Source organism: Caballeronia sp. LjRoot31, assembly GCF_964253885.1.
GTDB lineage: Bacteria > Pseudomonadota > Gammaproteobacteria > Burkholderiales > Burkholderiaceae > Caballeronia.
Window position 1 is genome coordinate 2423525 of record NZ_CAXURX020000001.1, and the last position, 24160, is coordinate 2447684.

Consider the following 24160-nt stretch of genomic DNA (forward strand, 5'->3'; position numbering starts at 1 on the left):
CGCAGCCTTGATGAATCGATTCTATTCGCACGACGCGGACTCAAAAAACAAAAAAGTCCGAAAAAACACGAACGGCCGGCAAAGCCGGCACGTTCGTCAGAACGTCAGATCAACTCAAACCATTACATCAGCGCGGACGGAAACCGTACAGGCCACCGTCGTGCGTCTGGATAACCAGGGTATCGCCCGCCAGCACCGGCGCAGCCGTAATCGCGCTGCCATCGGTCTTGGCCCGGCCGACGAATTCGCCATTTGCCGTGGAAAGGAAATGCACAAATCCCTGATAGTCGCCGAGTACGACCGCGCGGCCCAGGATAAACGGCACGCTGACCATGCGATTCTTCAGCTTGTCGTTCTTCCAGAGCGGCGCGCCGTCGATCCCGCTAAACCCGTTGACAATCGACCAGTCGTCGCCGGCCGCGACCATTTCATTGTCCTGCGCCAGGCCGCTATCGCTCGAGAACGACTTTTCCCATTGCGGACGGCCCGAATTCGCGTCGAAACAACCAATGCGTCCCTGGAACGTCACCGCGCATGTCTCCGATCCCACCAGTGTTGGTGCGCCGGTGACGTCGTTGATGCGCTCTACCTCAGTCACGCCCTTCGGGAACGACACCGGCGTCTGCCAGTAGGCGTCGCCGGTCTGCAGATTGATTGCGGCGAAGGTACCGCCCGGGAAGCCCGCCAGGACCGCCTGGGAAGCGGCGAACGTCATTCCGGCAGCCACGCGCAGGTTGAGCGGCACGGCACGCGCCTGGAATATCCATTTCTGTTCGCCAGTTTGCGCGTTGAACGCAATCACCTTGCCGTCGATCGTCCGGACGACGACCACGTCATTGCCGACCAGCGGCGGCGAGATGATTTCGCCCGGCGCGATTGCCGTCCAGAGTTGCTTGCCGTCCGGTCCCAGCACGTACACGTTGCCTTTCAGGCCACCGACCGCGGTCAGGTTGCCGTCGCTGCCCACGCCTGCCGACAGATCGTCTTTAAGCTTGATGCGCCATACGTCCTGCCCGGTCTTGGCATCGATCTTCGCAACCGTGCCGTTGGCGCCAGCCGCGTAGACGAAGTCACCAATCGCCACCGGCGAGAACAGGTAACGCCCGGCCTTGCCGACGCTCGCCTTCCAGGCCTGCTCCACGGTGAGAACCGGCTTGATGTCTACAAGCGGAGTCGGCACGCGGCGCTCGTCCTTGGTGGCGCAGGCGGTGAGCATAACCGTCATCGCACAAGCGAGCGGGAGAGCGTAGCGTTTCAGAAAGGTCATCGGTAGACGCAACATGAATAAGTGAAATCGGTTGATCGGTGTGCTGCGCGGTGGTCGCCAGGGTTAGATTCACCGCCGCAAACCGGTGACTTTAACCTAGCGAGCAACACGCCTGCATAAGGACGAGGTCGGCTGACCGGCCTTAGGGCCGGCCGTCGGCGCTAGCCGCCGAGTGCGTCCAGCTTGAACTGGACCAATTGACGGGCCGACGTATCGGACTTCGGCAGCGTGTCGAGCGCGACCTTGTAAGCCGTGCGCGCGTCATCGCGCTTGCCTTCGGCCACCAGCAGGTCGCCGCGACGGTCCGACACCACGCCCTTGAACGCGTCAAGCGGCGCATCGGCAAGCACCTTCAGGCCGGCGTCATAGGATTTTTCGTCGAGCAGCAACAAAGACAGCCGCAATTTCGCAATCTGTTTGTATTCAGCGTCTTTCGCGTGGTCGGCGGCCCATTGCAGCTGCGTTTTAGCCCCTGCAGTGTCGCCCGCGGTGTACAGCGATTTGGCGGCGGCCAGCGCCGTCATCTGCGCGTACGCAGTGCCGCCGAACTTGTCTTCCATGTCCGTTGCCGCTCGCGTGACCATTGCCTTGTCACTCGATGCCACCGCTTGCTGCACCTGGTCGTAGAGCACGGCGGCTTCCGCAGCCTGCCTGCGCTGCCAGAAATTCCAGCCGTTCCAGCCCGCCGCGACGACGAGCACCGCGAGGACAATCCAGGTCGTGGAGTTGCCCCATTTCGCCCACCAGGCTTTCAGATTTTCAAGCGACTCTTGTTCTTCGTGATAGCTCATGCCCTGCGTATTCCTTGACTGCTTTTGTGTTCACGCGCAACGCTGCGCGCCATTGTTTCAGGCCGCCGCACGGGCTTTGCCCGCGTGGCGCCGCCCGACAAATCAGTCCGCGCTGTCGTCGGCGGTTGCCACCATCGCATTGATTAGAAATTCGGTCAAGTCTTCCACCGGCACCGTGGCTTGCTCGTTCTTTTGACCCGTCGATTCAACCGACGCACTGCGCAGCGGCTTCACGCCAACCATGCCTTGCGCCAGCTCGTTCTCGCCCAGCACCACGGCAAAAGCCGCGCCGCTGGCATCGGCCTTTTTCATCTGCGACTTGAAGCTTGCCGGCGTGCCGTCGGGGCTGCAATGCAGGATGACGTCCAGGCCGGTATCGCGCAGCCGCTCAGCGATGATAAATGCCTGCTCCGCCGCCGCTTCACCCTGGTGAACCACGTAGATGTCGGTTCCTTCCGGCGCCGGCACCAGATCTTCTTCTTTCAGCAATTCAAGAATGCGCTCGACACCCATCGCCCAGCCGCACGCCGCCGTTGCCTTGCCGCCCAGTTGCTCGATCAGCGGGTCGTAGCGGCCGCCGCCCGCCACTGTTCCCTGCGCGCCGAGCTTGTCGGTCACCCATTCGAACACGGTGAGATTGTAGTAATCGAGGCCGCGAACGAGACGCGGATTGATCTTGAACGGAATGTTGTTCGCCTTCAGCAAACGCTGAACACCCTCGAAGTGCGCGAGCGATTCGGACCCGAGGAAATCGACGAGCTTCGGCGCGTTCTGCGCAATCTCCTGCATCGCGGGATTCTTGGTATCCAGCACACGCAACGGATTGGTGTAGAGACGGCGCTTCGATTCTTCGTCGAGTGCGTCAGCATGTTGCTCGAGATACGCGATCAATTCCTTCCGGTGCGCTGCGCGCTCTTCCGGCTGGCCTAGCGAGTTCAGTTCGAGCCGGATACCGGAGAGTCCGAGATCGTCCCACAAGCGCTGGCACATCATGATGATTTCAGCGTCGGTGTCCGGTCCCGCAAAGCCGAGCGCTTCCACGCCGACCTGATGGAACTGCCTGTAACGCCCGCGCTGCGGACGCTCGTGGCGGAACATCGGGCCGATGTACCACAGCCGCTTCGGGCCGTCGTAGAGCAGATTGTGTTCGATCGACGCACGCACCACCGCAGCCGTATTCTCCGGGCGCAGGGTGAGCTGCTCGCCGTTGAGCGCGTCGGTGAAACTGTACATTTCCTTCTCGACAATATCCGTCACCTCGCCAATGCCGCGCGTAAACAGCTGCGTATGCTCGAGAATAGGCGTGCGGATCTGCTGATAGCCGTAGGCCCGCAGCATCGATTTGACGGTACTTTCGAAGAATTCGTATAACGCGGCATCCTGCGGGAGGATGTCGTTCATGCCCTTCACGCCGCTCAGTTTCTCGAGCTTTTTCTTGACTTCAGTCATCTGTCTTTAAAGTGTTTCTGCCTGCGCGGTTTCGCGCTTGCCGTAGGTCCGCGTCACATACTCACTGACGATTTGCTGGAAATCCTGGGCGATATGCTCGCCACGCAGCGTCTTGACCTTCACGCCGTCGATAAACACCGGTGCCGCCGGATTTTCGCCCGATCCCGGCAAGCTGATGCCGATATTCGCCTGCTTCGACTCCCCCGGCCCATTCACAATGCAACCCATCACCGCGACGTGCATTTTCTCGACGCCGGGGAATTGATCACGCCACTCGGGCATTGCGTTGCGCAGATACGTCTGAATCTGCGACGCCAGTTCCTGGAACAACGTGCTGGTGGTGCGTCCGCAACCGGGGCACGCAATCACCATCGGCGTGAACGAGCGCAGGCCCATGGTCTGCAGGATTTCCTGGCCGACGATCACTTCGCCGGTCCGCGCGCCGCCGGGTTCCGGGGTAAGCGAGATGCGGATCGTGTCGCCGATTCCTTCCTGCAGCAGCACCGACAACGCCGCTGTCGACGCCACGATGCCCTTCGATCCCATCCCCGCCTCGGTCAGGCCGAGGTGCAATGCGAAGCTGCAGCGCTTGGCCAGTTCGCGATACACGGCAATCAGGTCCTGCACGCCGCTGACCTTGCACGACAGGATGATCTTGTCGCGCCCGAGGCCAAGTTCGACCGCGCGTTCCGCCGACCCGATCGCCGATTGAATCAGCGCTTCGTACATCACGCTTTGCGCTTCCCACGGGGTGGGACGGGCCGCGTTCTCGTCCATCATCCGTGCGAGCAGATCCTGGTCGAGGCTGCCCCAGTTCACGCCGATCCGGACCGGCTTGTCATAGCGCGCAGCGGCTTCAATCATCTGAGCGAACTGCGTGTCGCGTTTTGCGCCAGCGCCCACGTTGCCCGGATTGATCCGATACTTCGACAACGCTTCGGCGCAAGCCGGATAGTCGCGCAACAGCGTATGACCGTTGTAATGAAAGTCCCCGACGAGCGGCACGGTCACGCCCATCCGGTCAAGTTGCTCGCGTACCGCGGGCACCGCTGCTGCGGCTTCGGGCGTATTCACCGTGATCCGCACCAGTTCCGATCCGGCTTGCGCCAGTTCCTTGACCTGGATCGCCGTGCCGATGGCGTCGGCAGTATCGGTATTCGTCATCGACTGGATGCGCACGGGCGCATCGCCGCCGATTGTCACGAGCTGGCCGCCCCAGCGGACGTCGACGGCGTGCGATGCGCGCCGTTTCCACGATCCGCCGAAGACTGGCTCCGACGAACAAATCTTGCTTTCAATAAGGGGTTGTTGAGCTTCGGATTGCATCGAAAGACCCTTTGCGCCGCCGGCTATCACACGGTGACGCGTATCTGGACATGAATGAGACTCGAGGACATAAAAACGGCGCCGCCACCTTTGCGACGCCTTGATGAAATCTTCGCACAACTCCGTGTCAAGGCTGAGAACCGACCTCAAAGCCCCTCACGCCGTGTGGCGTAATTCTTTCAAGCCCGCGTCCTGTAACGGCGCGGGCCTGATCATGCACGAATGCACGCTTGGACGACCCGGGGCCGCGAGATCAGGGCAGCGAAAAACGGGCGACGTTGCCCTTCGCAGGACCAAATTTGGCTGGTTCGACGGGTTGTCCATCGAACGTCAGCGAATCGAGGCCTGCCCGATTTCCAACCGTGATCTTGAACGGCGCGTCGCCTGCCACTCGTTGCACACTGCCAGCCTTGACCAGGCCTGAAAACACTTCCTTGCCGTCCTTCTGGCGCACGCTGAACCAGCTATCGCTCGCCACCTTCAATTCGAGTTCGTTGGCGCCGGTACCAACTGAAGCAGTCGCTGACGCGGTAACGGCCGCATCCGCCGATAGCGCCGGTTTCGCTGCATTCGCCAACGGCGCCGTCACCGGAGCGCTCGCGCTTTGTGCATGTGCGGCGGCGCCCTGAACGGCCGTAATAGTGGACGATGACGCGGGCAGCGCATTCGTACCTAGCGGGCTCGGCATCGGCTGGGCACCTGCCTGCGTTCCAGCCTGAGCTTGAGCCTCAGTTGCATTAGCCGGCGGCTCAGTAGCGGCGTCACCCGACGCAACCGAACCCGTATTGGCCGTTGCTTCGTCGGTAGCCGCCACCGACGAACTCGCACTGGTTTCGCTGTTCGTTGCCTGAGTTGCATTGTTGGCGCTGGCCTTCAGCCGGGCAAACCACGCGGCGGAATCCCCACCCGTGTGCCACATGGCGAGCGCAATCACGGCAACGATCACCGCGGCAACGCCCCATAACCAGGACCGGCGTCGCGGCGAACTGCCAAGCGGGACCGACACGCGGCCGCGCGGCAAACCCGCACCTGACGATGCCGGCAACGACAAATTCTGCTCGACCGGACCGTTCGCGTGACGCAGCGCGGCGGTGAACGGAGCCGGATCGGCGCCCATGATTTTCGCGTAGCTGCGCACAATGCCCGTCGCGAAATTCCGGTCGGGGAAAAGGCTGAGATCGCCGCTCTCAAGCGCACGCAGCTTCTGCGGCGATACCTTCAGCCGTGCGGATACGTCGTCCAGAGACCAGTTCTTCGCTTCGCGAAGCTGCGTAAGTCGCGCACCGACTGCTGCGACCGAATCAAGACTCGCTGCCTGCTGAATGCCGCCCGGCGCGGTATTGGCGGCGCTCGCGGCGTTCTCGGGCTGGCTTCCGGGCAAAGCTCCGGCCTGACTGCCTGATTGGCCACCTTTATGAGCGCCGAAAGGCGTCGGGTGCTGCGGCTCACTCATCCCAAATTCCTCGCATTGATTCTTTTTTGTCGCTGTTCAGCTTCGTTGCTGACCTTAGCGTCACCGCGGACACAGCCGAGTCGGCGTTGCAGACGGCTTTATAACAAAATGCACGGCATTGTGCGCCGTCTTCTATCATTTATTGCCGAATTTTCCGGTTTTTCCGCTGAATGAGTCGCCGCAGGTCGGCAGCACGACCCTCCCGCCGGAAGCTCAGACAGCGCGAACCTCGATGACCTTCGCGGACTTGCCCATGCGCTGGGCCAGCCGCGTACGATCCTGAACCTCGCCGGCCAACTGGCCGCATGCTGCGTCGATGTCGTCGCCGCGCGTCTTGCGCACAGTTGTCACAACGCCAGCGTCCATCAGCACCTGCGCGAATCGCTTGATCTGTTCGTTGCTCGAGCGCGTCAAACCCGACTCGGGGAACGGATTGAACGGAATCAGGTTGAATTTGCACGGCACATCACGCGTAAGCGCAACCAGCTCGCGCGCGTGCGCTTCGCTGTCGTTCACGCCGTCGAGCATGCAATATTCGAATGTGACGAAATCGCGCGGCGCGACCAACAGGTAACGCTGGCACGCAGCCATCAATTCACGCAGCGGATATTTCTTGTTCAACGGCACCAGCATGTCGCGAAGCGAATCAGTGGGCGCATGCAGCGACACGGCAAGCGCCACCGGCAGATCCGCGCCGAGACGGTCCATCATGGGCACGACACCCGATGTGGACAACGTCACGCGGCGACGCGACAGTCCGTATGCGTTGTCGTCGAGCATCAGCCGCATGGCCGGCACGACGGCGTCGTAGTTGAGCAGGGGTTCGCCCATGCCCATCATCACGACGTTGGTCACGACGCGATCGGCCTTGCCGTTATTCGGTGCGCCGTAACTATCGCTTTTCGAGGCCCGCAGCGCGAACTCGGCCATGCGCAACTGGCCGATGATCTCGCCCGTGCTCAGATTGCGCGAAAAACCCTGCTTGCCGGTGGAACAAAACCGGCAATTCACGGCGCAGCCCGCTTGCGACGAAACGCAAAGCGTGCCGCGATTTTCTTCCGGGATGTACACGGTTTCGACCGCGTTGCTGTTGCCCACGTCGATCAGCCACTTGCGTGTGCCGTCTGTGGACACGTGATCGCGGACGATGGCGGGCATATCCAGGCTTGCCCGCCCTTTCAATTTTTCACGCAGCGATTTCGCCAGGTCCGTCATGCCGTCGAAGTCGTCGACACCGAACTGATGAATCCAGCGTTGCAATTGCTTGGCGCGAAACGGCTTTTCGCCCAGGCTGTCGCAATAAGCGACGAGCCCGGCGGCATCGAGGTCCAGAAGGTTGACTGTTGCAGCTGTCATTTCGATTCTGCCATTTCCTTGCTGAGCGAAAAATGGAACGCGTTCTGAGCCGCACTCCAGCTATTTCGCGCCAATTCCTGCGATAAATCTACTCCCGAATCAACGCGAATAGACGTTCACTTCGGGGAAGAAGAAAGCGATTTCCTGACGTGCGGTTTCAGCCGCGTCCGAACCGTGGACCGCGTTAGCGTCGATGCTGTCGGCGAAATCCGCGCGGATCGTGCCCTTGTCAGCCTTCTTCGGGTCGGTTGCGCCCATCAGGTCGCGATTCGTCAGGATGGCGTTCTCGCCTTCCAGCGCCTGGATCATCACGGGGCCGGAGATCATGAATTCGACCAGGTCCTTGAAGAACGGGCGGGCAGCGTGAACTGCGTAGAACTTTTCCGCGTCAGCGCGCGACAGGTGGACCATGCGAGCTGCGATGATCTTGAGGCCAGCTTGCTCAAAACGGCTGTAGATCTGGCCGATCACATTCTTTGCCACTGCATCCGGTTTAATAATCGACAGGGTGCGCTCGATCGCCATGAAAAACTCCAAAAAATGAACGGGTTACGAATATAAATGAATCGACAATTGTAGCACGAAGCATTGTATGATTGCGATGGAAACCTTACGGCTTCGTAAGCGTCAAAGCAAGGAATGAATTGCAGTGCGGATTGCAGCGTGGGTATGAAACGCGCGGTAATTTTCGCGGTCTTCATACTGCACAGCAACATCGTTGATTTCGGCGCAATATAGCGCCATATTTGGTGTGGGAAGGGCTGTCGTGTCCGAAGCGTACAATGCAGCTAAAGGTTTCGCGGCCAATCGTCCAACCAGGCCGCCTGACTGACAAAAGCCGTGTTTTCGCACGGTAGCGTCGGCGTTTTACGGCAAATCAAGCCGGTGTTTTTGAACCAGATGGCTTTACACAAGTTTAGGCAAGGAGAAACCATGAACGAATCCCCTTACGGTTTTGGCCGCAGCGGTAGCGTCACGTCGTCCGAAACCCGCAACCGCGTACTCCGGAACACCTACTGGCTGCTCGCGCTGTCCATGGTCCCAACCGTATTGGGCGCCTGGGTCGGCGTAGCAACGGGCTTCTCGCTGTTCGCGGCTACCAGCCCCGCCATGAGCTTCATCGCATTCATGGCGATCGCGTTCGGCTTCATGTTCGCCATCGAGCGCACCAAAAACAGCAGCATCGGCGTGTTCGTGCTGCTCGGCTTTACGTTCTTCATGGGCCTGATGCTGTCGCGTTTGCTGAGCTTCATTCTCGGCTACACGAACGGGCCGCAGCTCATCATGATGGCGTTTGGTGGTACTGGTGTGATCTTCGCTGCCATGGCGACTATCGCGACGGTCAGCAAGCGCGACTTTTCCGGTCTTGGCAAGTGGCTCTTCATGGGCGTACTGGTATTGCTCCTGGCCGCGTTCGCGAACGTGTTCCTGCACCTGCCGGCCTTGATGCTGACGGTATCGGTGCTGGCTATCGTGATCTTCTCGGCGTACATGCTGTTCGACGTCCAGCGCGTGGTGAATGGCGGCGAAACGAATTACATCAGCGCCGCGCTCGCGATCTATCTTGACTTGTACAACGTGTTCACGAACCTGTTGATGCTGCTCGGTATCTTTGGTGGCAACCGGAACTGATTGCGCGTTGATCCTGCTTCGCGCGTAAAAACCGGCCTTTTCGAAGGCCGGTTTTTTTATGCTCGTTTTTTGTGCTCAGAAAGCTTGGGGATTCAAAGCCTGAGATTCAGTCGCGCTCAAACAGCGCAATCGATTCGACGTGCGATGTATGCGGAAACATGTTCACCACTCCCGCGCCCTTCATGCGATAACCGGCATCGCGCACGAGCACGCCCGCGTCTCGGGCGAGTGTTGCCGGATTGCAGGAGACGTACACAATCCGCTTGGGCAACACACCCTCGCCGCTCTGAGCAATCTCCCCCAACGCCTTCGATACCGCCAGCGCGCCCTCACGCGGCGGATCAATGAGAATCTTGTCGAAGGGACCTAGCGCGCGAAAATCGTCTGCTGTGATCTCGAAGAGGTTTCGGCATGCGAACGACGTATGCTCACGGACGCCATTTGTCCTGGCATTTTCCAGCGCACGTTCGGTCAGGCCCGCGCTTCCCTCGATACCCACCACTTCATGCGCCATCCGCGCGAGCGGCAACGTGAAATTGCCGATGCCGCAAAACAGATCCAGTACCCGATCCGTGCGCTGCGCGGCCAGCAGTCGCAACGCGCGGCTGACAAGTACCCGGTTGATCTGATGATTGACCTGAGTGAAATCGGTTGGTTTGAACGGCATGCGGATGCCGAATTCCGGCAGCGTGTAAGCCAGTTCCTGCCCCAGAGGATAAAACGGGTAAGCCGTCTCCGGCCCCTTTGGCTGCAGCCAGAACTGGACGCCATGGGCATCGGCGAAAATACGCAGCAGCGCTTCGTCCGTCTGCGTCAGTGGTTCAAGAATTCGCAGCACCAGTGCGGTTATCTCGGCCCCAACGGCCACTTCGATCTGCGGCAGCCGGTCGCGAATGGATAAATCGCGGACGAGCGCGCGCAGCGGCATCAACAGCGCCGACACATTCGGATGCAGGACGTCGCAAGTTTCCATATCGGCGACAAAACTGCTCTTTTTCTCGTGGAATCCCACCAGCGCGCCACCCTTTCCCGCGATCAGCCGCACAGCCAGCCGCGCCCGATACCGGTATCCCCACGACGGCCCGTGAATGGGCCGGTAGATCGTTTCCGCGTGGAGCTTGCCGATATGCTGCAGGTCATCCTCGAGGACGCGTTGCTTGACGGCAATCTGCGCTCGCACGTCGAGGTGCTGCATGGAGCAGCCGCCGCATTTACTGAAATAAGGGCATTTCGGCCGCGTGCGCATGACGCTTTCACGCAGGATTTTGATTAGCAGCGCCTGCTCGAATGCGGCCTTCCTGCGAAAGCTCGCGTACAACACGCGTTCACCCGGCAGCGCGCCTTCCACGAAAATAACCTTGCCGTCCGAGCCGTCCTCGGCCGTCGCGCGGCCAACACCTTGGGCATCCATATCGAGCGATTTGATTTCGATCTCGAGCGGCGCGGCCGAAGGGTCCAGAGGAACAATCCGAGTCGGCGGATTCCAGCGATTACGCGATTTTTTTCGAGCGTGAGACACCTGCGGACTTCCTGGCTAATGTGAAAAGATGAACAATCGGGAAGTGGAAAACGAAACGAAAAGCGGGGCCAAGACCCCGGAAAAGAGCATCGAAAGCGAGATTGTAGACGATGCCGGGAGAGCCCCGGCGCGGTGCTCAGTCGTCGAACGCGGCCAGATATTCCGCCCAGTGGGACGCCGGCTCAAGCGCGAGCGCATTCTTTACGAAGCTGATCTCGTCGGCATACTCTTCTGCGGAAAACCCGCCGCGCATCAATTGAAAACGGCAATACATCAGGTACGTGTTGACCACGTCCGTCTCGCAATAATTGCGGATTTCTTCTATGCGCCCTTCCGAGTACGCCTGCCAGACCATGCCGCCGTCCATGCCCAGCTTGCCTGGAAAACCGCACAGCTTGGCGAGCGCATCGAGCGGCGCGTTCGCGCGCGCCTGGTACATCGCGAGCACGTCCATCAGGTCAGTGTGGCGCGCGTGATAACGGCTGATGTAGTTGTTGTAGCGGAACTCGCGATCGTCGTTGCCCTGGTCCCAGTAGCGGGACGCGGCCACGCCATGCACCATCGCGCGATAGTGCAGCACGGGCAGATCGAAACCGCCGCCATTCCATGAAACGAGTTGCGGCGTATATTTTTCGATCACGCGAAAAAACGACTGGATCAGCGACGCCTCTGAATCCGTCGTCGTGCCGAGCGAACGGACGCGAAAACCCGTGTTATCGCGAAACACGCACGAAATGGCGGCAATGCGCTGCAGATGATGCGGCAGGAAGTCGTTGCCGACCTTTTCGCGGCGCGCGGCGAACGCATGCTCCGCCACCTCGATGTCGGTCAGCGTGGAGGGAAGAGAGTCGAGACGGCGAATACCGTCGACATCGGGAATCGTCTCGATGTCGAATACGAGAATGGGTGTCATTATTTTTTTAAGGACAGCGTTGCAAGGACCGCGCCTCGCCTACTAGAGCACGGCGTCTTTTCGCACACCGTTCGATGCGAAGAAACGCTTGAGCCGCACCAGCGCTTCTTGCTGGATCTGGCGTACGCGTTCGCGCGTCAGCCCCATTTCGTCGGCGAGTTCTTCGAGTGTGGCCGGCTCAATATGGTTCAGACCGAAGCGGCGCTCGATCACGTGCCGGTGTTTGTCGGAGAGACGGGAAAGCCACAGCTTCGTGAGCGTTTCCAGTTCGCGATGCTGAACTTCCGAATCCGGAGACTGGCTTGCGTCGTCGGACAGCAGATCGAGCAGGCTGCTCGCCGGATCCAGATCCAACGGCGCATCGAGCGAGGCCGTGTGTTCGTTGAGTGCGAGGATGTCTGTCACTTCCTCGGGCGTTTTGCCGGTGAGATGCGCGATGTCATCAATACTCGCGTCGCGCCGGTCCGGCGCAATGGCCGCCGTCGAATTCGCCGAGCTTTTTTCGAGATGACGTTTCGCGCGCAGCACCTGATTGAGTTCTCGAATCACGTGAACCGGCAGGCGCACCGTGCGCGCCTGATTCATGATCGCGCGCTCGATGCTCTGCCGGATCCACCACGTGGCATACGTCGAAAACCGGAAACCACGCGTGGGATCGAATTTTTCGATAGCGTGCATCAAACCAAGATTGCCCTCCTCGATCAGATCGAGCAGCGGCACGCCACGATTCAAATACCCCTTCGCGATACTGACCACCAGCCGCAGATTGCGCTCGATCATGACCTGGCGCGCTTCGAATTCGCCGGCTTTCGCCAGCCGCGAATAGCGTTGCTCTTCCTCGACTGTCAGCAGCGGCTTCACGCTGATTCGATTCAGGTAATGCTGGATTGTGTCGGCCGTGAGTTCGGCCTGCAAAATAGACTTGAAGTCGTCGACGTCGGGTACGGATTCAGCCGCAGCCTCGACGGCATCCTTGCCGTTCGCGCCACTGTCTTCGTCTGAATCGAGCTCGGCGTCGGCCGTTTCGCCTTCAGATTCGTCTGCCTGGCTCGAAGCGCCGTCTTCCACCGTTGTCTGCGTGGGTCGGCTGATTGTCTCAGTCTCGGCTTGCGGCGGTTGGCGCTTCGATTTAGGCATGATGGCTTCGCTTATTGCGGCGGCAAATACTTCAGAGGGTCGACAGGTTTGCCCTGCCGGCGGACTTCGAAATGCAACATCACGCGGTCCGAATCGCTGTTGCCCATCTCGGCGATTTTCTGCCCTTTTGTCACCGCGTCTCCCTCTTTTACCATCAAAGCACTGTTATGTGCGTACGCGGTAAGAAAAGTTGCGTCGTGCTTGATGATGACGAGATTGCCATATCCGCGCAGACCGTTGCCGGAGTAGACGACCCGTCCGTCGGCGGCCGCATTGACCGGATCTCCGGTTGCGCCGCCAATGTTCAAGCCTTTGTTCTTCGCGTCATCGAACGTCCCGAGAATCGGTCCGCGCGCCGGCCAGATGAACGCCGGCTGCGCAGCCGGAACCGCGGCCGCGCCGTTGTCAACACCGGTTCCCGGCGGCTGCGTCATGGCAAGTCCTGGCGCCGCTGTGCCCGGCATTGCTCCCATGCCGGACGACGTGCCGTAATTCGGCGCCGCCGGCGTGCCGCCATTTGCGTAGCCATTGGTGCCGGGAGCCGCAGACGGATTCGCTCCGTACGTATTGTTGAGCGGCTGGGCCTGCACCCCGCCGCCGACAATCGGAGCGGTAGAAACGCCCGGCGTTGCAGCCGCGAGATTGGCGCCCGGAGGTGCCACGCGCAACAACTGGTCGACTTCGATCTGGTTCGGGTTCGTCATGTTGTTCCATGACGCGATATCCCGATAATTCTGGCCGTTTTCCAGTGCGATCCGGTATAGGGTGTCACCCGGCTTCACTCGGTAGTAACCCGGTGGCGGCGGACCCGGTGGCAACACGGCTCCATCCTGGGCAGCCTGCGTGCCGATAGCGGATCCAGTCCGGTCGACGACGGGCGCCTGATCCATCCGGGTCGCGCAGGCGGCCAGTGCGGACAGCGCCACGACGCATACACCGCGCTGAACCACCGACAGACCGGGGTTCGCGCTCACTTCTCGTTTAGCACGCAACATACTCATCGGTGTCAAATCACTCCGGATTTTAAGGGTACAAAGAAAACCCGATCGAGCTGCGACTCGCGCCATTGAGTGGGCGAAACGCGCTCGACGAGCGTCAGTATCTGCGCTTGCGCCGTCTGGGATCCAACAGGCGCAACAAGTCTGCCGCCTACAGCGAGTTGATCGAGCAACGCTTGCGGAACGTCGAGTCCGGCACAAGCAATCACAATGGCGTCGAACGGCGCAACCGCCGGCAGTCCGAGACGGCCATCGCCGTAATGCAGACGGATGTTCGGCACGCGCAACGGCCGCAGGTTCAGCTTTGCGCGCTCTGATAACGGCCGGATCCGTTCAATGGAATACACGTCGGTTGCGACCTGCGACAACACAGCCGCCTGATACCCGCAGCCCGTGCCAATTTCCAGCACATTCCTGAGCGTCCGTCCGGCCGCGACCAGCTCGATCATCCGCGCGACCACCGACGGCTTCGAAATAGTCTGATGATGACCGATCGGCAGCGCCGCATCTTCATAAGCCTGCGTGGCAAGGCCGGGATCGACGAACATATGGCGCGGCACTGCGGCCATGGCGGCGAGGACGCGTGCGTCCGTTATGCCGTTGGCACGCAGCCGCTCGACCATGCGCTCACGCACTCGCTCCGATGTCAACGCGTGGGTGCTTTGCTGCCCGCCCTGGGATGCAGCTTTTCGGACGGTGTTCGGTTTGACCTCGGGCTGCGGCGCCGGTTGCAGCTTCGCTGGTTGTAAATTCGCCGGTTGTGAATTCGATTTTGCATCCGGCTTCAAGTGCGTCGTGGACCTTGGCTGAACATCGCGCGTTTCGTTCGGACGCGCACCCGAACGCAGCGCGCCGGGCTGATGATGCGCGACGACTGTGGAAGGTTTCGATGCAGTATGCAATCTTGGGGCCGGACGATGCCCCTCTCCCATCGATGCAGCCGGGCTGCCCGCCACGCCTCGCGCCGCCGTATTGCCCGCGAGCGCCTTCAATTCAGGTTTCGCCACCGCACTCACCTTCGTGCCGGGATGCATGCCAGCCGACGGTTTTACTGCCCTTCCGCCCGCCAGTTTCGGTGCAACCGCAGAGGCCTTGTGCGCAGCCGCCGCGGATTTCTGAACGCCGCCGCCCGAGATCGCCTTCAATGCCGGCTTGCTGCGCGCATCGGGACGCGCAGCCGTCTTGCGTGGCTCGCGCACCAGGTCGGCGAGCGCCAGCGGAAAGCGTTTCGCGCGTTCGTCCGTCATGAACGGCGGCTCCGTGCCTCGGCCCACTCGCGCGTAGCGGACAGCAGCTTGGTATGCGTCAGATCGAGTTGCAGCGGCGTGATCGAGATATGGCCGTTCGCCACCGCGTGGAAGTCCGTGCCTTCGCTTGCATCGAGCGCGTCGCCGGACGGCCCGATCCACCAGATCGGGTTACCGCGCGGATCGATTTGCCGAACGACCGGCTGCGATGGATGGCGCTTGCCCAGCCGCGTAATGCGCCACTCGCCCATCTCGTCATACGGCAGACTCGGAATGTTCACGTTGAGCAGCGGATGGCCGGGCATGGGGTGCGCGAGAAAGTGCGCGACGATGTCTGCCGCCACGCGCGCCGCGTCTTCCAGATGCAGCCAGTCGCGCCCGACCAGCGAAAACGCAATGGCCGGCACGCCGAACATGAACCCTTCCGTGGCAGCGGCGACCGTACCGGAATACAGCGTGTCCTCGCCCATGTTCTGGCCATTGTTGATACCCGATACCACCAGATCCGGCTGCTCGGCCAGCATGCCCGTGAGCGCGATGTGCACCGAGTCCGTTGGCGTGCCGTTCACGTAGTTGAAACCATTCGCCGCAGTGTGAATGGTGAGCGGCCGCGACAGCGTCAGTGAGTTCGAAGCGCCGCTGCAGTTTTGCTCGGGCGCCATCACGGTGACTTCGCCAAGCGGCTGCATGGCCACGTGCAGCACGTTGAGGCCGCGGGCCAGATAACCGTCGTCGTTGCTGAGTAGAATTCGCATCCGACGATTGTAACCGAGGACGGAAGGCCCGCGGATCGACGGCGGGACACTCGGCCAAACGGTCTGCTATAGCGCTTTACTGCGGGCAAGTCGCACGCGTTTTATAGACCTTTCGGCCAACGAGACAGGGACAGGCGCACGCTCATGCAGCCCTGATCTACACTGCCAGATCACGGTAATTTCACCCGGAGACACCATGCGCGCCATTCGATGCAACCAGTACGGCCCACCGGACTCCCTCGTTCTGGAAACACTCCCCGACCTCCAGCCCGGGCCGGGCCAGGTAGTGATCGACGTACGCGCCGCCAGCGTGAACTTCCCTGACGTCCTCGTGATCCAGAACAAGTACCAGATGAAGCCCGAACTGCCGTTCACGCCCGGTTCCGAGTTCGCGGGTGTGGTGCGGGCTGTAGGCCCTGACGTCAAGCGGTTGAAGGCCGGCATGCGGGTCGCCGCCTACACGGCGCAAGGTGCGTTCGCCGAGCAGGCGCTGGCAAGCGAGGCGGCATGTATGCCATTGCCCGACGACATCGACTTCGCCAGCGCCGCGGCCATTACGCTCGCGTACGGCACCTCGCACCACGCCGTGGTCGACCGGGGCGCACTGAAGGCCGGCGAAACCATGCTCGTGCTGGGCGCTGCGGGCGGCGTCGGGCTGGCTGCGGTGGAAATTGGCAAGGCGCTTGGTGCGCGCGTGATTGCGGCGGCGTCGAGTCCGGAAAAGCTCGCGTTGTGCGTGGAACATGGCGCGGACGCCACCATCGACTACACGAGTGAAAACCTGCGCGAACGGATCAAGGTGCTGACGGACGGGAACGGGCCCGACGTCATCTACGACCCGGTCGGCGGCGAGTATGCGGAACCGGCTTTTCGCAGCATCGGGTGGCGCGGCCGGTATCTCGTGGTCGGGTTTGCGAACGGCGAGATTCCGAAGCTGCCGCTCAACCTCGCGCTGCTCAAGGGCGCGAGTATTGTTGGCGTGTTTTGGGGCCAGCATATCCAGCGCGAGCCCGACCTGGCGAGCGCCGCGTTGCAGCAGATTTTCGGCTGGATCAAGGACGGCCGGGTACGGCCGCACGTCACGAAGCGCTACGCCCTTGCGCAGACCGCCGAGGCATTGAACGACATGGCCAGCCGGCGCGTGTCGGGAAAGATCGTGATCGAACCTTGACGAATCGCGAGGCGGTGGCTGGCATAAACCAAGACCGTGGAAACTTAAATCGCCTTGTTCGCCCGAAGCCGCGCAATCTCGTCAGGCTCATACCCGAGCGATTGCAGGACGTCGTCCGTGTGTTCGCCGAGTTGCGGGCCAAGCCAGCGTGTCTCGCCCGGCGTCTCCGACAACTTCGGCGTGACGTTCGGCAGCGCGATCTCCCGGCCATCCTGCCAAGGAAAATGCTGGATCATCTGGCGCGCGATGTATTGCGGATCGGTGAACATATCGGCCACGCTATAGATCCGGCCGGCAGGAACATCCGCGGCGTTCAGCACGGCAAGTGCCTCATCTATGGAGCGGGTGCAAAGCCATACGCGGATAGCGTCGTCAATTTCCCGTGTGCGCGGCACGCGCCCGTCATTCGATGCCAGCGTGGGATCGTTGCCCAGGTCTTCGCGGCCGATCGCGAGCATCAGCCGTTTGAAGATTGGATCGCTGTTGCCGCCAATCACAATACTGCCGTCGCGGCACGGATACGTGTTCGACGGCACGATGCCCGGCAGCGACGCACCCGTGCGCTCGCGGATCATGCCGTACACGCCGTATTCGGGTACGACGCTTTCCATCATGTTGAAGACGGCTTCGTACAGCGCGACATCGACCACTTGCCCCTTGCCGCCATTCGCTTGCCGATGATGCAGCGCCATCAACGCGCCGATCACGCCATGCAGCGCTGCAATGGAGTCGCCAATGGAAATGCCGATGCGTGGCGGCGGCAGGTCCGGATAACCGGTGATGTGGCGCAATCCGCCCATCGATTCAGCGATAGCGCCAAAGCCCGGCCGGTCGCGATACGGCCCGGTCTGCCCGTAACCCGACAGCCGCACCATCACGAGGCCGGGGTTCTCGGCAGACAACACCTCATAGCCCAGCCCGAGTTTCTCGAGCAAGCCCGGCCGGAAATTCTCGACGACGATATCGGCTTCCTTCGCCAGCCGCCGGACGATTTCCTTGCCTTCTGGAGACTTGAGATTGACCGTCACCGACTTTTTATTGCGTGCCTGAACGGCCCACCATAGCGATGTTCCGCCCACTTCCGGATACAGCTTGCGCCATTTGCGCAGTGGATCGCCGCCGTTCGGATCTTCGATCTTGATCACGTCGGCGCCAAACTCGCCCATGAAGCGCGAGGCGAACGGCCCGGCGATCAGCGTACCGAGTTCGAGCACCTTGACGCCGGCGAGCGGTCCCGTAGAAACGCTCATGGTGTCCCCTTCGTTGTCGTATTCACAGCGGTTTTCAAAGCGGCTTGAAGTGGCTTGAGAGCTTGAAGCGCCACACGGCCTTTTACAGCGGAATGTCGAGCGCCTTGAACCGCGGCGAACCGTCGGCGAGTGTGCCGTTGAACAGTTCCGCCGGACGCACCCACAGGCCATGATCGTGCGGCCAGAGGTGCTCATAGACGATCATCGGCTCTTCCGTCTCTGAATGCCGCGCCACGCCGATCACGCGATATAAACCGCCCTTGTAATGCCGGTGCGTGGCGAGCGCCAATGCTTCTGCTTCGGTCATATCCTTGCCTTGTTGCGGTGTAACTGACGTCTACAAACTGCTGTCTAAACTGAGCGCCGGTCCAGCATTGCACGCGCGATCGTGCCCGCGTCAACGTATTCGAGTTCGCCGCCTACCGGCACGCCGCGCGCAAGGCGCGTCACCTTCAGGCCCTTCGACTTGAGGGTCTGTGCGAGGTAATGCGCGGTCGCCTCACCTTCGTTCGTGAAGTTCGTGGCGAGCACGATTTCCTTCACGAGGCCGTCGGTGGCGCGCTGGATCAGGCGATCGAAATGGATCTCTTTCGGCCCGATGCCGTCGAGCGGACTCAGCCGTCCCATCAGCACGAAATACAGTCCGCGATACGTCAGCGTCTGTTCGAGCATGATCTGATCGGCGGGCGTTTCGACCACGCAGAGCAGTTCGGGATCGCGTTCGGGGTCGATGCAGACTTCGCAAATCGCCGCCTCGGTGAACGTATTGCATTTTTCGCAGTGTTGCAGATGCTCGGTGGCGAACATCAGCGAGCGGCCGAGCTTTTCAGCGCCCGGCCGGTCGTGCTGCATCAGGTGATAGGCCATGCGCTGCGCCGACTTGGGACCCACGCCCGGCAGCGCGCGCAGCGCTTCGACGAGCGCCGACAAGGCGGAAGGTTGTTTCATGCGCTTGGAACCCTATGCTCTGAGGGTTGAGGTATTTAGAACGGCAGCTTGAAACCCGGCGGCATCGGCATGCCGGCCGTCATGCCGCTCATCTTTTCCTGCGTGGTGGCTTCGGCTTTACGCACGGCGTCGTTGAATGCAGCGGCAACGAGATCTTCCAGCATGTCCTTGTCGTCGGCGAGCAGGCTCGGGTCGATGGTTACGCGGCGGACGTCGTTCTTGCACGTCATGGTCACCTTCACAAGACCTGCGCCGGACTGCCCTTCCACTTCGACCAGGGCGAGTTCGTCCTGCATCTTCTTCATGTTGTCCTGCATCTGCTGAGCTTGCTTCATCAAGCCGGCGAGTTGGTTCTTCATCATGGTCGGGCTCCTTGCTGGAAACGGGGTAAAGAGAATGAGTGCATGCCGCGCGGTTCGGGATCGGCCCGGGTTCGCGCCGGCTGTGAATGGGTGAGGTTGTTGCCTTTGTGCTTTATATGCTTTGCAGCGAGTGTTTCGATGTTCGTTCGAGCCGTCCGGCGTGAAGGGGGGGTTCTCACCTCCGTGCTTGCGCAACTCTCTCGGTATGACGCTCTGACTCGTTCGCCGCGCGGGGGTTCTGGCTTTATCGCTTTCCAGGATTCTCACGGGCTGCGTAGCTTAACGGTTTTCGGAGCCTGAGCACTGCGTGCTTGCCTGCAGTGCAGCGTCCGCGATGTTCCGCCGCCTGCCGCGCTACCGAGCCAGCCTTTCCTCGCCCACGGAAAAAACATCAGTTCGCCGATGCCGCGTTCTGGCCGCCATCCTGTGCGCTACCCGATGCCAGCGGCTTGATCGAACCTTGCACGATACTCGCGCCAAAATCGCGGATCAGCGACTGCACGAACGGGTTCTGCGTAATCTCCTGCTCCGCCTCCTGCTGGCGCTGCGCGCGAGTGGCGGCATCGACCGCGGCGGCCGTGCGACGCGCCGGGCCGACATTCACGTTCACGTCGATCGGCCGGCCGAGCTTATCGGTTAATGCAGCCTTCAGCTTCGCGACCTGTGCGCTTTCGGCGTATTGCGGGACCGGCACGGCAAGCGTGATGGATGTGCCGTCGCACGCGGTCAGTTCGCTATTGAAAGCGAGTTGGTAAGCGATGCCCTTCAGCGGCAAATCCACGGCAAGCGTTGGCCAGTCACCGCTCACGCCAATGGCATCGAGCGGGACAGCCGGCGGCAGCGGGCGTGCATCGGCTCTGGGCGCTGGCTTGGCAGCAGGTGCATCGTTAAACCGCAGGTCGTCGGGACCGCTGTCAAACGCCGGCATGAAACCATCGTCGGGCGGCATGAAATAGCCCTCTTCCGACGATACCGGTTGATAGTCGTCCAGCGGCATTTCTTCCCACGGTGGCGTTGCGCCGCCGGTGTTCTTGCTTGCGATAGCGCCAGTGCCGCCAGTGCCGTTAGCGCCGCGCGGCGCTCCGGTATTTGCATCATTGCCGTTCACGTTCGGCTGCGCACCGTTAAACCTTGAGTCGGCCGCGGGTGCTGCGCTTCGATCGGCCGAAGCAGCAGGCCGGCGTGGCACAGGAACCTGCACGGTCGGCGTCGCCTTCGCTGCGGGTTTGCGCACGGGTTCTGGAGGACGCGCCCCGCGATCCGACGATACCCGCATGCCCGCGCTACGTAACACATCGAGCGCGGCGCTAGCACCGCCCGCCGCACGTGGCGATGGGGGTTTTTCAGCCGGCGGTAAAGCCCGGTTTTCGACCCGGTTCTCGACCCGATCGGTAGCGGCGCGATCGACGAGTTCCTGGGCGGCTGCGGCAAGCGTCGCGGAGCTGGAATCGGCTTCCGACTCAGGAATAGCCAGGACGTCATCCGGCGATGCATCGGAACTGGCAGATGACGAAGGCGCGTCGGCCCAAGGCTGCGGATCAGAAGATAGTGCCGCTACTTCAGGGGACCCCGCTCCGGCAGGAGTGGTCGTCGGAGCGCTTTGCGTATCCGCTGCGTCGATCTTTGCGCCATCGTCATGCCGATCGTCGACAGATTTGTCCGTCAGCGCTTCAGTCTTCTCTTGCGCTGCATCTTCCGGATCGATGACGCGAGCCTGGGCAACGGCGGGGATATCGATAACCTCAGCCGGTTGATCAGGCTCCGCGATCACCCTCTCCGTCGCAGCCGGCGCCGGCTCAACCGCGAGGCTTTGCGCTACATCGACACCAGTTGCTGCAAGACTTTCGCGCGAGACGGATCCCGAACCAGCTACCGGCGGCGACGACGTCGAATCGTGTCCATCCGCAGCAGCGCCGTGCCCGATCACCGCCGATTGACCCGCATCCCGCGGCAGCGGCGTTTTTTCGCGATCCGAACCCGTCGTGGCCGCTCCGGTAGAGACGCTATTGACTACGCGCTTCACTGCCGGCGTCGCAACACCCGCGGCCGATAAACCCGTCCCACCAGCTACGACACCACTCGGCGCCGCCTCACGTGTCCCGCCGACACTGGGCGCACCCACAACCGCCTGCCTCACTCGCGCGCCGCCCCCACCTGGACCACCCGCGGGCTCGAACGCAAGCATGCGCAACAGGGTCATGGTGAAACCGGCGTATTCGTCGGGTGCCAGACCCAGCTCGCCGCGGCCGATCGTTGCAATCTGATAGAACAGTTGCACGTGCTCGGCGCTGAGCAAGTCGGCGAAACGGCGGATATCGGCGGCCTCCGGCCATTCGTCCAGCACCGAAGCCGGCGCGTACTGCGCCCACGCGATTCGATGCAACAACCCGGCCAAGTCCTGCAGCGCCGTGGAAAACGACAAACTGCGCAACGCCATCTCGTCCGCGATGCCAAGCACGCCCTGCCCGTCGCCGGCCGCGAGGGTATCGAGCAAGCGGATCAGATAACTCTGATCGAGCGCGCCGAGCATGCCGCGCACGGCCTCCTCGGTGACCTGATTGGCCGAATATGCAATGGCCTGGTCAGTGAGCGAAAGCGCGTCGCGCATGCTGCCGTCTGCGGCACGCGACAACAGCCGCAACGCTTGCAGCTCGAACGGGATTTGCTCTTCGCCGAGCACATGTTCCAGATGCCCCACGATCTGCCCTGCCGGCATCTGCTTCAGATTGAACTGCAGGCAGCGTGACAGCACGGTGACCGGGATCTTCTGGGGATCGGTGGTGGCCAGGATGAACTTGACGTGTGCAGGCGGCTCTTCCAGCGTCTTCAACATGGCGTTGAACGCGTGGTTCGTGAGCATGTGCACTTCGTCGATCATGTAGACCTTGAAACGCGCATCGACGGGGGCGTACACCGCGCGCTCGAGCAGCGCGGCCATTTCGTCCACGCCGCGATTACTGGCCGCGTCCATCTCCACATAATCGACAAACCGTCCCTCATCGATCTCCTTGCACGCCCGGCATACGCCGCACGGCGTGGATGTCACGCCGGTCTCGCAATTGAGCGCCTTGGCGAAGATCCGCGACAGCGTCGTCTTGCCGACACCACGGGTGCCGGTGAACAGATAGGCGTGGTGCAGCCGTCCGCCGTCGAGCGCGTGCGTGAGCGCGCGTACCACGTGCTCCTGGCCAACGAGCGAAGCGAAAGATTTGGGCCGCCACTTGCGTGCCAGAACTTGATAGGTCATGCCGAAATTGTATCAGCAACGTCAAGAGGCAAAAGCGTTTCGCCAAGAGACTCACTCCCGTGGAAGCAGCGCGCAGAAACCTAGCCCGCATACCGGCAGAGTGGCTTTTTCAAGGGCGAAAAACGTGAAAAGTAAGCGTACGAAAAACGCAAACCTTAACAAGACGCGAGAAACCCGGAATACAGAAAGTGTGAAACGAGGGACAAAACGATGGCGAAACTACGGGGACGTGACGAAAAATAGCGAATACAGCGAGGGACGGAGAACGACTAGACGATGACGAAAAACAAACACGAAAAGCGAAGGTGACGAGCCCGACCCTCGGCACTGGTAGAAAACGGCTGTGGCTGCTTCGTTCCCGACCTGACCAGGTTGACCGCGCCACCATGCGAGGAGGCCCGTCACGGAGAATCATATCAGAGAAGGATCGCCGCGCCCACCACCAAGGAGGGTGCTATTGCAATTCAGGCGCGCAATCGCAATATGCATGACCTGGGCATGACCTGGGCATGACCTGGGAGCAGCAGCGTTGCGGCATGCACTGGCTGTATAAATACGCCGCAATATCGGGTGCTGGAGATTCATCCAGACGGGGCCTATCGGTACCCGGCAACAGATAGCAAAGTAAGCTAAGATGACAATTTGAAGCACCGGTTAATCACCGTGTGACGGGCAGAATGCGGCTTTTCCGGCAACGGTATGCGCCCACCCAAGCGAGCGGCTCTACACCCCGCAGCGCGGCGAACTATTTCCTGTTTTGGTGTATCGTGGCGAGCATTCAAACGCGGGCCTCGAATTCATAGAGGTATTCACATAATGAGCGAATCGATCAAACATATCAGCGACGCATCCTTTGACCAGGACGTCACGAAATCGGATAAACCTGTCCTGCTCGACTTCTGGGCGGAATGGTGTGGTCCCTGCAAGATGATTGCTCCGATCCTCGACGAAGTGGCCAAGGATTACGGCGACCGCCTGCAGATCGCGAAGATCAATGTGGACGAGCACCAGTCGACACCTGTCAAGTTCGGAGTGCGCGGTATCCCCACGCTGATCCTGTTCAAGAATGGCGCAGTCGCCGCGCAGAAGGTCGGCGCATTGTCCAAGTCGCAACTGACCGCGTTTCTGGACAGCAACCTGTGATTTGAAGCTGTGACTCGCAGTTGTGACTCGAAGCCGGAAAGCCCGCAACGGCATTTCCGGCTCTCGCGGAACAACTGCCTCCCAGCGGCACGACCCGACGCCTGAGCCGCGTCTCATTCGGGCAGCATCGGCAAATACAAGTAAAGACAGCAAAAGCAGTTAGCTGCACGTGAGATTCCAGCAGATTGTTGTGAGG

21 protein-coding genes and 1 other RNA gene are annotated in these 24160 nt (G+C 61.2%); 3 read left to right on the forward strand and 19 right to left on the reverse strand.

What is annotated here, in order from left to right; translation table 11 throughout:
- Positions 1-127 precede the first annotated feature (127 nt).
- The 7 genes from bamB to ndk all read right to left on the reverse strand — a co-directional run bounded on the left by bamB (position 128) and on the right by ndk (position 8167).
- The gene (gene bamB, locus ACSQ8V_RS10700; protein WP_213761519.1) at positions 128-1267 is read right to left on the reverse strand and encodes an outer membrane protein assembly factor BamB; all 1140 of its coding nucleotides are present in this window, start codon (positions 1265-1267) and stop codon (positions 128-130) included.
- Between the two features lie 161 nt (positions 1268-1428).
- A complete protein-coding gene (locus ACSQ8V_RS10705; protein WP_213761520.1) occupies positions 1429-2058 on the reverse strand; it encodes a YfgM family protein in 630 nt (209 codons plus the stop codon).
- A gap of 102 nt (positions 2059-2160) precedes the next feature.
- A complete protein-coding gene (hisS, locus tag ACSQ8V_RS10710; protein WP_213761521.1) occupies positions 2161-3507 on the reverse strand; it encodes a histidine--tRNA ligase in 1347 nt (448 codons plus the stop codon).
- 6 nt (positions 3508-3513) lie between these two features.
- Entirely contained in the window at positions 3514-4833 is a 1320-nt protein-coding gene (ispG, locus tag ACSQ8V_RS10715) for a flavodoxin-dependent (E)-4-hydroxy-3-methylbut-2-enyl-diphosphate synthase (RefSeq protein ID WP_213761522.1), read from the reverse strand.
- A 253-nt stretch (positions 4834-5086) separates the two neighbouring features.
- Positions 5087-6286: a RodZ domain-containing protein gene (locus ACSQ8V_RS10720; RefSeq protein ID WP_436205708.1), complete on the reverse strand. Its 1200-nt coding sequence runs from the start codon at positions 6284-6286 to the stop codon at positions 5087-5089.
- Positions 6287-6499: 213 nt separating this feature from the next.
- Entirely contained in the window at positions 6500-7642 is a 1143-nt protein-coding gene (rlmN, locus tag ACSQ8V_RS10725; RefSeq protein WP_436205709.1) for a 23S rRNA (adenine(2503)-C(2))-methyltransferase RlmN, read from the reverse strand.
- Positions 7643-7741: 99 nt separating this feature from the next.
- Positions 7742-8167, reverse strand: coding sequence for a nucleoside-diphosphate kinase (ndk, locus tag ACSQ8V_RS10730; RefSeq protein ID WP_047897645.1), 426 nt, complete (start codon positions 8165-8167; stop codon positions 7742-7744).
- A 408-nt stretch (positions 8168-8575) separates the two neighbouring features.
- On the opposite strand from ndk, the gene ACSQ8V_RS10735 reads away from it, so the two are divergent.
- Complete coding sequence (locus ACSQ8V_RS10735) at positions 8576-9274, forward strand: Bax inhibitor-1/YccA family protein (protein ID WP_031356430.1); 699 nt, start codon at positions 8576-8578, stop codon at positions 9272-9274.
- A 106-nt stretch (positions 9275-9380) separates the two neighbouring features.
- On the opposite strand, the gene rlmD is transcribed toward ACSQ8V_RS10735, so the two are convergent.
- From rlmD to surE, 6 genes are all read right to left on the reverse strand, one after another.
- On the reverse strand, positions 9381-10742 hold the full coding sequence (gene rlmD / locus ACSQ8V_RS10740) for a 23S rRNA (uracil(1939)-C(5))-methyltransferase RlmD (protein WP_436206638.1): 1362 nt from the start codon (positions 10740-10742) through the stop codon (positions 9381-9383).
- Positions 10743-10929: 187 nt separating this feature from the next.
- On the reverse strand, positions 10930-11706 hold the full coding sequence (locus ACSQ8V_RS10745) for a 3'-5' exonuclease (protein WP_436181896.1): 777 nt from the start codon (positions 11704-11706) through the stop codon (positions 10930-10932).
- A gap of 42 nt (positions 11707-11748) precedes the next feature.
- The gene (gene rpoS, locus ACSQ8V_RS10750; RefSeq protein ID WP_436205710.1) at positions 11749-12843 is read right to left on the reverse strand and encodes an RNA polymerase sigma factor RpoS; all 1095 of its coding nucleotides are present in this window, start codon (positions 12841-12843) and stop codon (positions 11749-11751) included.
- 11 nt (positions 12844-12854) lie between these two features.
- Positions 12855-13844 (reverse strand): peptidoglycan DD-metalloendopeptidase family protein, encoded by a 990-nt coding sequence (locus ACSQ8V_RS10755; protein ID WP_436205711.1) that lies wholly within the window; start codon positions 13842-13844, stop codon positions 12855-12857.
- Between the two features lie 5 nt (positions 13845-13849).
- Positions 13850-15088, reverse strand: a complete 1239-nt coding sequence (locus ACSQ8V_RS10760; RefSeq protein WP_436205712.1) for a protein-L-isoaspartate(D-aspartate) O-methyltransferase — start codon at positions 15086-15088, stop codon at positions 13850-13852.
- Entirely contained in the window at positions 15085-15843 is a 759-nt protein-coding gene (gene surE, locus ACSQ8V_RS10765) for a 5'/3'-nucleotidase SurE (RefSeq protein WP_436205713.1), read from the reverse strand. Before surE ends, ACSQ8V_RS10760 begins: the two co-directional genes overlap by 4 nt.
- Before the next feature lie 196 nt (positions 15844-16039).
- On the opposite strand from surE, the gene ACSQ8V_RS10770 reads away from it, so the two are divergent.
- On the forward strand, positions 16040-17014 hold the full coding sequence (locus ACSQ8V_RS10770; RefSeq protein WP_213761530.1) for an NADPH:quinone oxidoreductase family protein: 975 nt from the start codon (positions 16040-16042) through the stop codon (positions 17012-17014).
- Positions 17015-17058: 44 nt separating this feature from the next.
- Here the strand turns inward: ACSQ8V_RS10770 and ACSQ8V_RS10775 are convergent, their stop codons facing one another.
- From ACSQ8V_RS10775 to ffs, 6 genes are all read right to left on the reverse strand, one after another.
- Positions 17059-18264, reverse strand: a complete 1206-nt coding sequence (locus ACSQ8V_RS10775; RefSeq protein WP_213761531.1) for a CaiB/BaiF CoA transferase family protein — start codon at positions 18262-18264, stop codon at positions 17059-17061.
- An 82-nt stretch (positions 18265-18346) separates the two neighbouring features.
- Positions 18347-18571, reverse strand: coding sequence for a DUF1653 domain-containing protein (locus tag ACSQ8V_RS10780; protein WP_031356439.1), 225 nt, complete (start codon positions 18569-18571; stop codon positions 18347-18349).
- A gap of 44 nt (positions 18572-18615) precedes the next feature.
- Entirely contained in the window at positions 18616-19212 is a 597-nt protein-coding gene (gene recR / locus ACSQ8V_RS10785; RefSeq protein ID WP_031356440.1) for a recombination mediator RecR, read from the reverse strand.
- A gap of 35 nt (positions 19213-19247) precedes the next feature.
- Positions 19248-19574 carry a YbaB/EbfC family nucleoid-associated protein gene (locus ACSQ8V_RS10790; protein ID WP_158934461.1) on the reverse strand — a complete coding sequence of 109 codons (327 nt, stop codon included), beginning with the start codon at positions 19572-19574 and terminating at the stop codon, positions 19248-19250.
- A 391-nt stretch (positions 19575-19965) separates the two neighbouring features.
- On the reverse strand, positions 19966-22821 hold the full coding sequence (gene dnaX, locus ACSQ8V_RS10795; RefSeq protein ID WP_436205714.1) for a DNA polymerase III subunit gamma/tau: 2856 nt from the start codon (positions 22819-22821) through the stop codon (positions 19966-19968).
- Positions 22822-23125: 304 nt separating this feature from the next.
- Positions 23126-23224: signal recognition particle sRNA small type (gene ffs, locus ACSQ8V_RS10800), an RNA gene on the reverse strand.
- A 413-nt stretch (positions 23225-23637) separates the two neighbouring features.
- Here ffs and trxA point away from each other — a divergent pair.
- Complete coding sequence (gene trxA / locus ACSQ8V_RS10805) at positions 23638-23964, forward strand: thioredoxin TrxA (RefSeq protein WP_031356443.1); 327 nt, start codon at positions 23638-23640, stop codon at positions 23962-23964.
- Positions 23965-24160: the final 196 nt, after the last annotated feature.

Excerpts from the sequence above, each read along its gene's own strand:
- dnaX (WP_436205714.1), bottom strand. The coding sequence starts at position 22,821 with ATGACCTATCAAGTTCTGGCACGCAAGTGGCGGCCCAAATCTTTCGCT.
- ACSQ8V_RS10775 (WP_213761531.1), bottom strand. The coding sequence starts at position 18,264 with ATGAGCGTTTCTACGGGACCGCTCGCCGGCGTCAAGGTGCTCGAACTC.
- ndk (WP_047897645.1), bottom strand. The coding sequence starts at position 8,167 with ATGGCGATCGAGCGCACCCTGTCGATTATTAAACCGGATGCAGTGGCA.
- ACSQ8V_RS10760 (WP_436205712.1), bottom strand. The coding sequence starts at position 15,088 with ATGACGGACGAACGCGCGAAACGCTTTCCGCTGGCGCTCGCCGACCTG.
- recR (WP_031356440.1), bottom strand. The coding sequence starts at position 19,212 with ATGAAACAACCTTCCGCCTTGTCGGCGCTCGTCGAAGCGCTGCGCGCG.
- ACSQ8V_RS10735 (WP_031356430.1), top strand. The coding sequence starts at position 8,576 with ATGAACGAATCCCCTTACGGTTTTGGCCGCAGCGGTAGCGTCACGTCG.
- ACSQ8V_RS10720 (WP_436205708.1), bottom strand. The coding sequence starts at position 6,286 with ATGAGTGAGCCGCAGCACCCGACGCCTTTCGGCGCTCATAAAGGTGGC.
- rpoS (WP_436205710.1), bottom strand. The coding sequence starts at position 12,843 with ATGCCTAAATCGAAGCGCCAACCGCCGCAAGCCGAGACTGAGACAATC.
- bamB (WP_213761519.1), bottom strand. The coding sequence starts at position 1,267 with ATGACCTTTCTGAAACGCTACGCTCTCCCGCTCGCTTGTGCGATGACG.
- ACSQ8V_RS10705 (WP_213761520.1), bottom strand. The coding sequence starts at position 2,058 with ATGAGCTATCACGAAGAACAAGAGTCGCTTGAAAATCTGAAAGCCTGG.
- ACSQ8V_RS10780 (WP_031356439.1), bottom strand. The coding sequence starts at position 18,571 with ATGACCGAAGCAGAAGCATTGGCGCTCGCCACGCACCGGCATTACAAG.
- ACSQ8V_RS10790 (WP_158934461.1), bottom strand. The coding sequence starts at position 19,574 with ATGATGAAGAACCAACTCGCCGGCTTGATGAAGCAAGCTCAGCAGATG.
- trxA (WP_031356443.1), top strand. The coding sequence starts at position 23,638 with ATGAGCGAATCGATCAAACATATCAGCGACGCATCCTTTGACCAGGAC.
- ACSQ8V_RS10745 (WP_436181896.1), bottom strand. The coding sequence starts at position 11,706 with ATGACACCCATTCTCGTATTCGACATCGAGACGATTCCCGATGTCGAC.
- ACSQ8V_RS10770 (WP_213761530.1), top strand. The coding sequence starts at position 16,040 with ATGCGCGCCATTCGATGCAACCAGTACGGCCCACCGGACTCCCTCGTT.
- ispG (WP_213761522.1), bottom strand. The coding sequence starts at position 4,833 with ATGCAATCCGAAGCTCAACAACCCCTTATTGAAAGCAAGATTTGTTCG.
- ACSQ8V_RS10755 (WP_436205711.1), bottom strand. The coding sequence starts at position 13,844 with ATGAGTATGTTGCGTGCTAAACGAGAAGTGAGCGCGAACCCCGGTCTG.
- rlmN (WP_436205709.1), bottom strand. The coding sequence starts at position 7,642 with ATGACAGCTGCAACAGTCAACCTTCTGGACCTCGATGCCGCCGGGCTC.
- hisS (WP_213761521.1), bottom strand. The coding sequence starts at position 3,507 with ATGACTGAAGTCAAGAAAAAGCTCGAGAAACTGAGCGGCGTGAAGGGC.
- surE (WP_436205713.1), bottom strand. The coding sequence starts at position 15,843 with ATGCGAATTCTACTCAGCAACGACGACGGTTATCTGGCCCGCGGCCTC.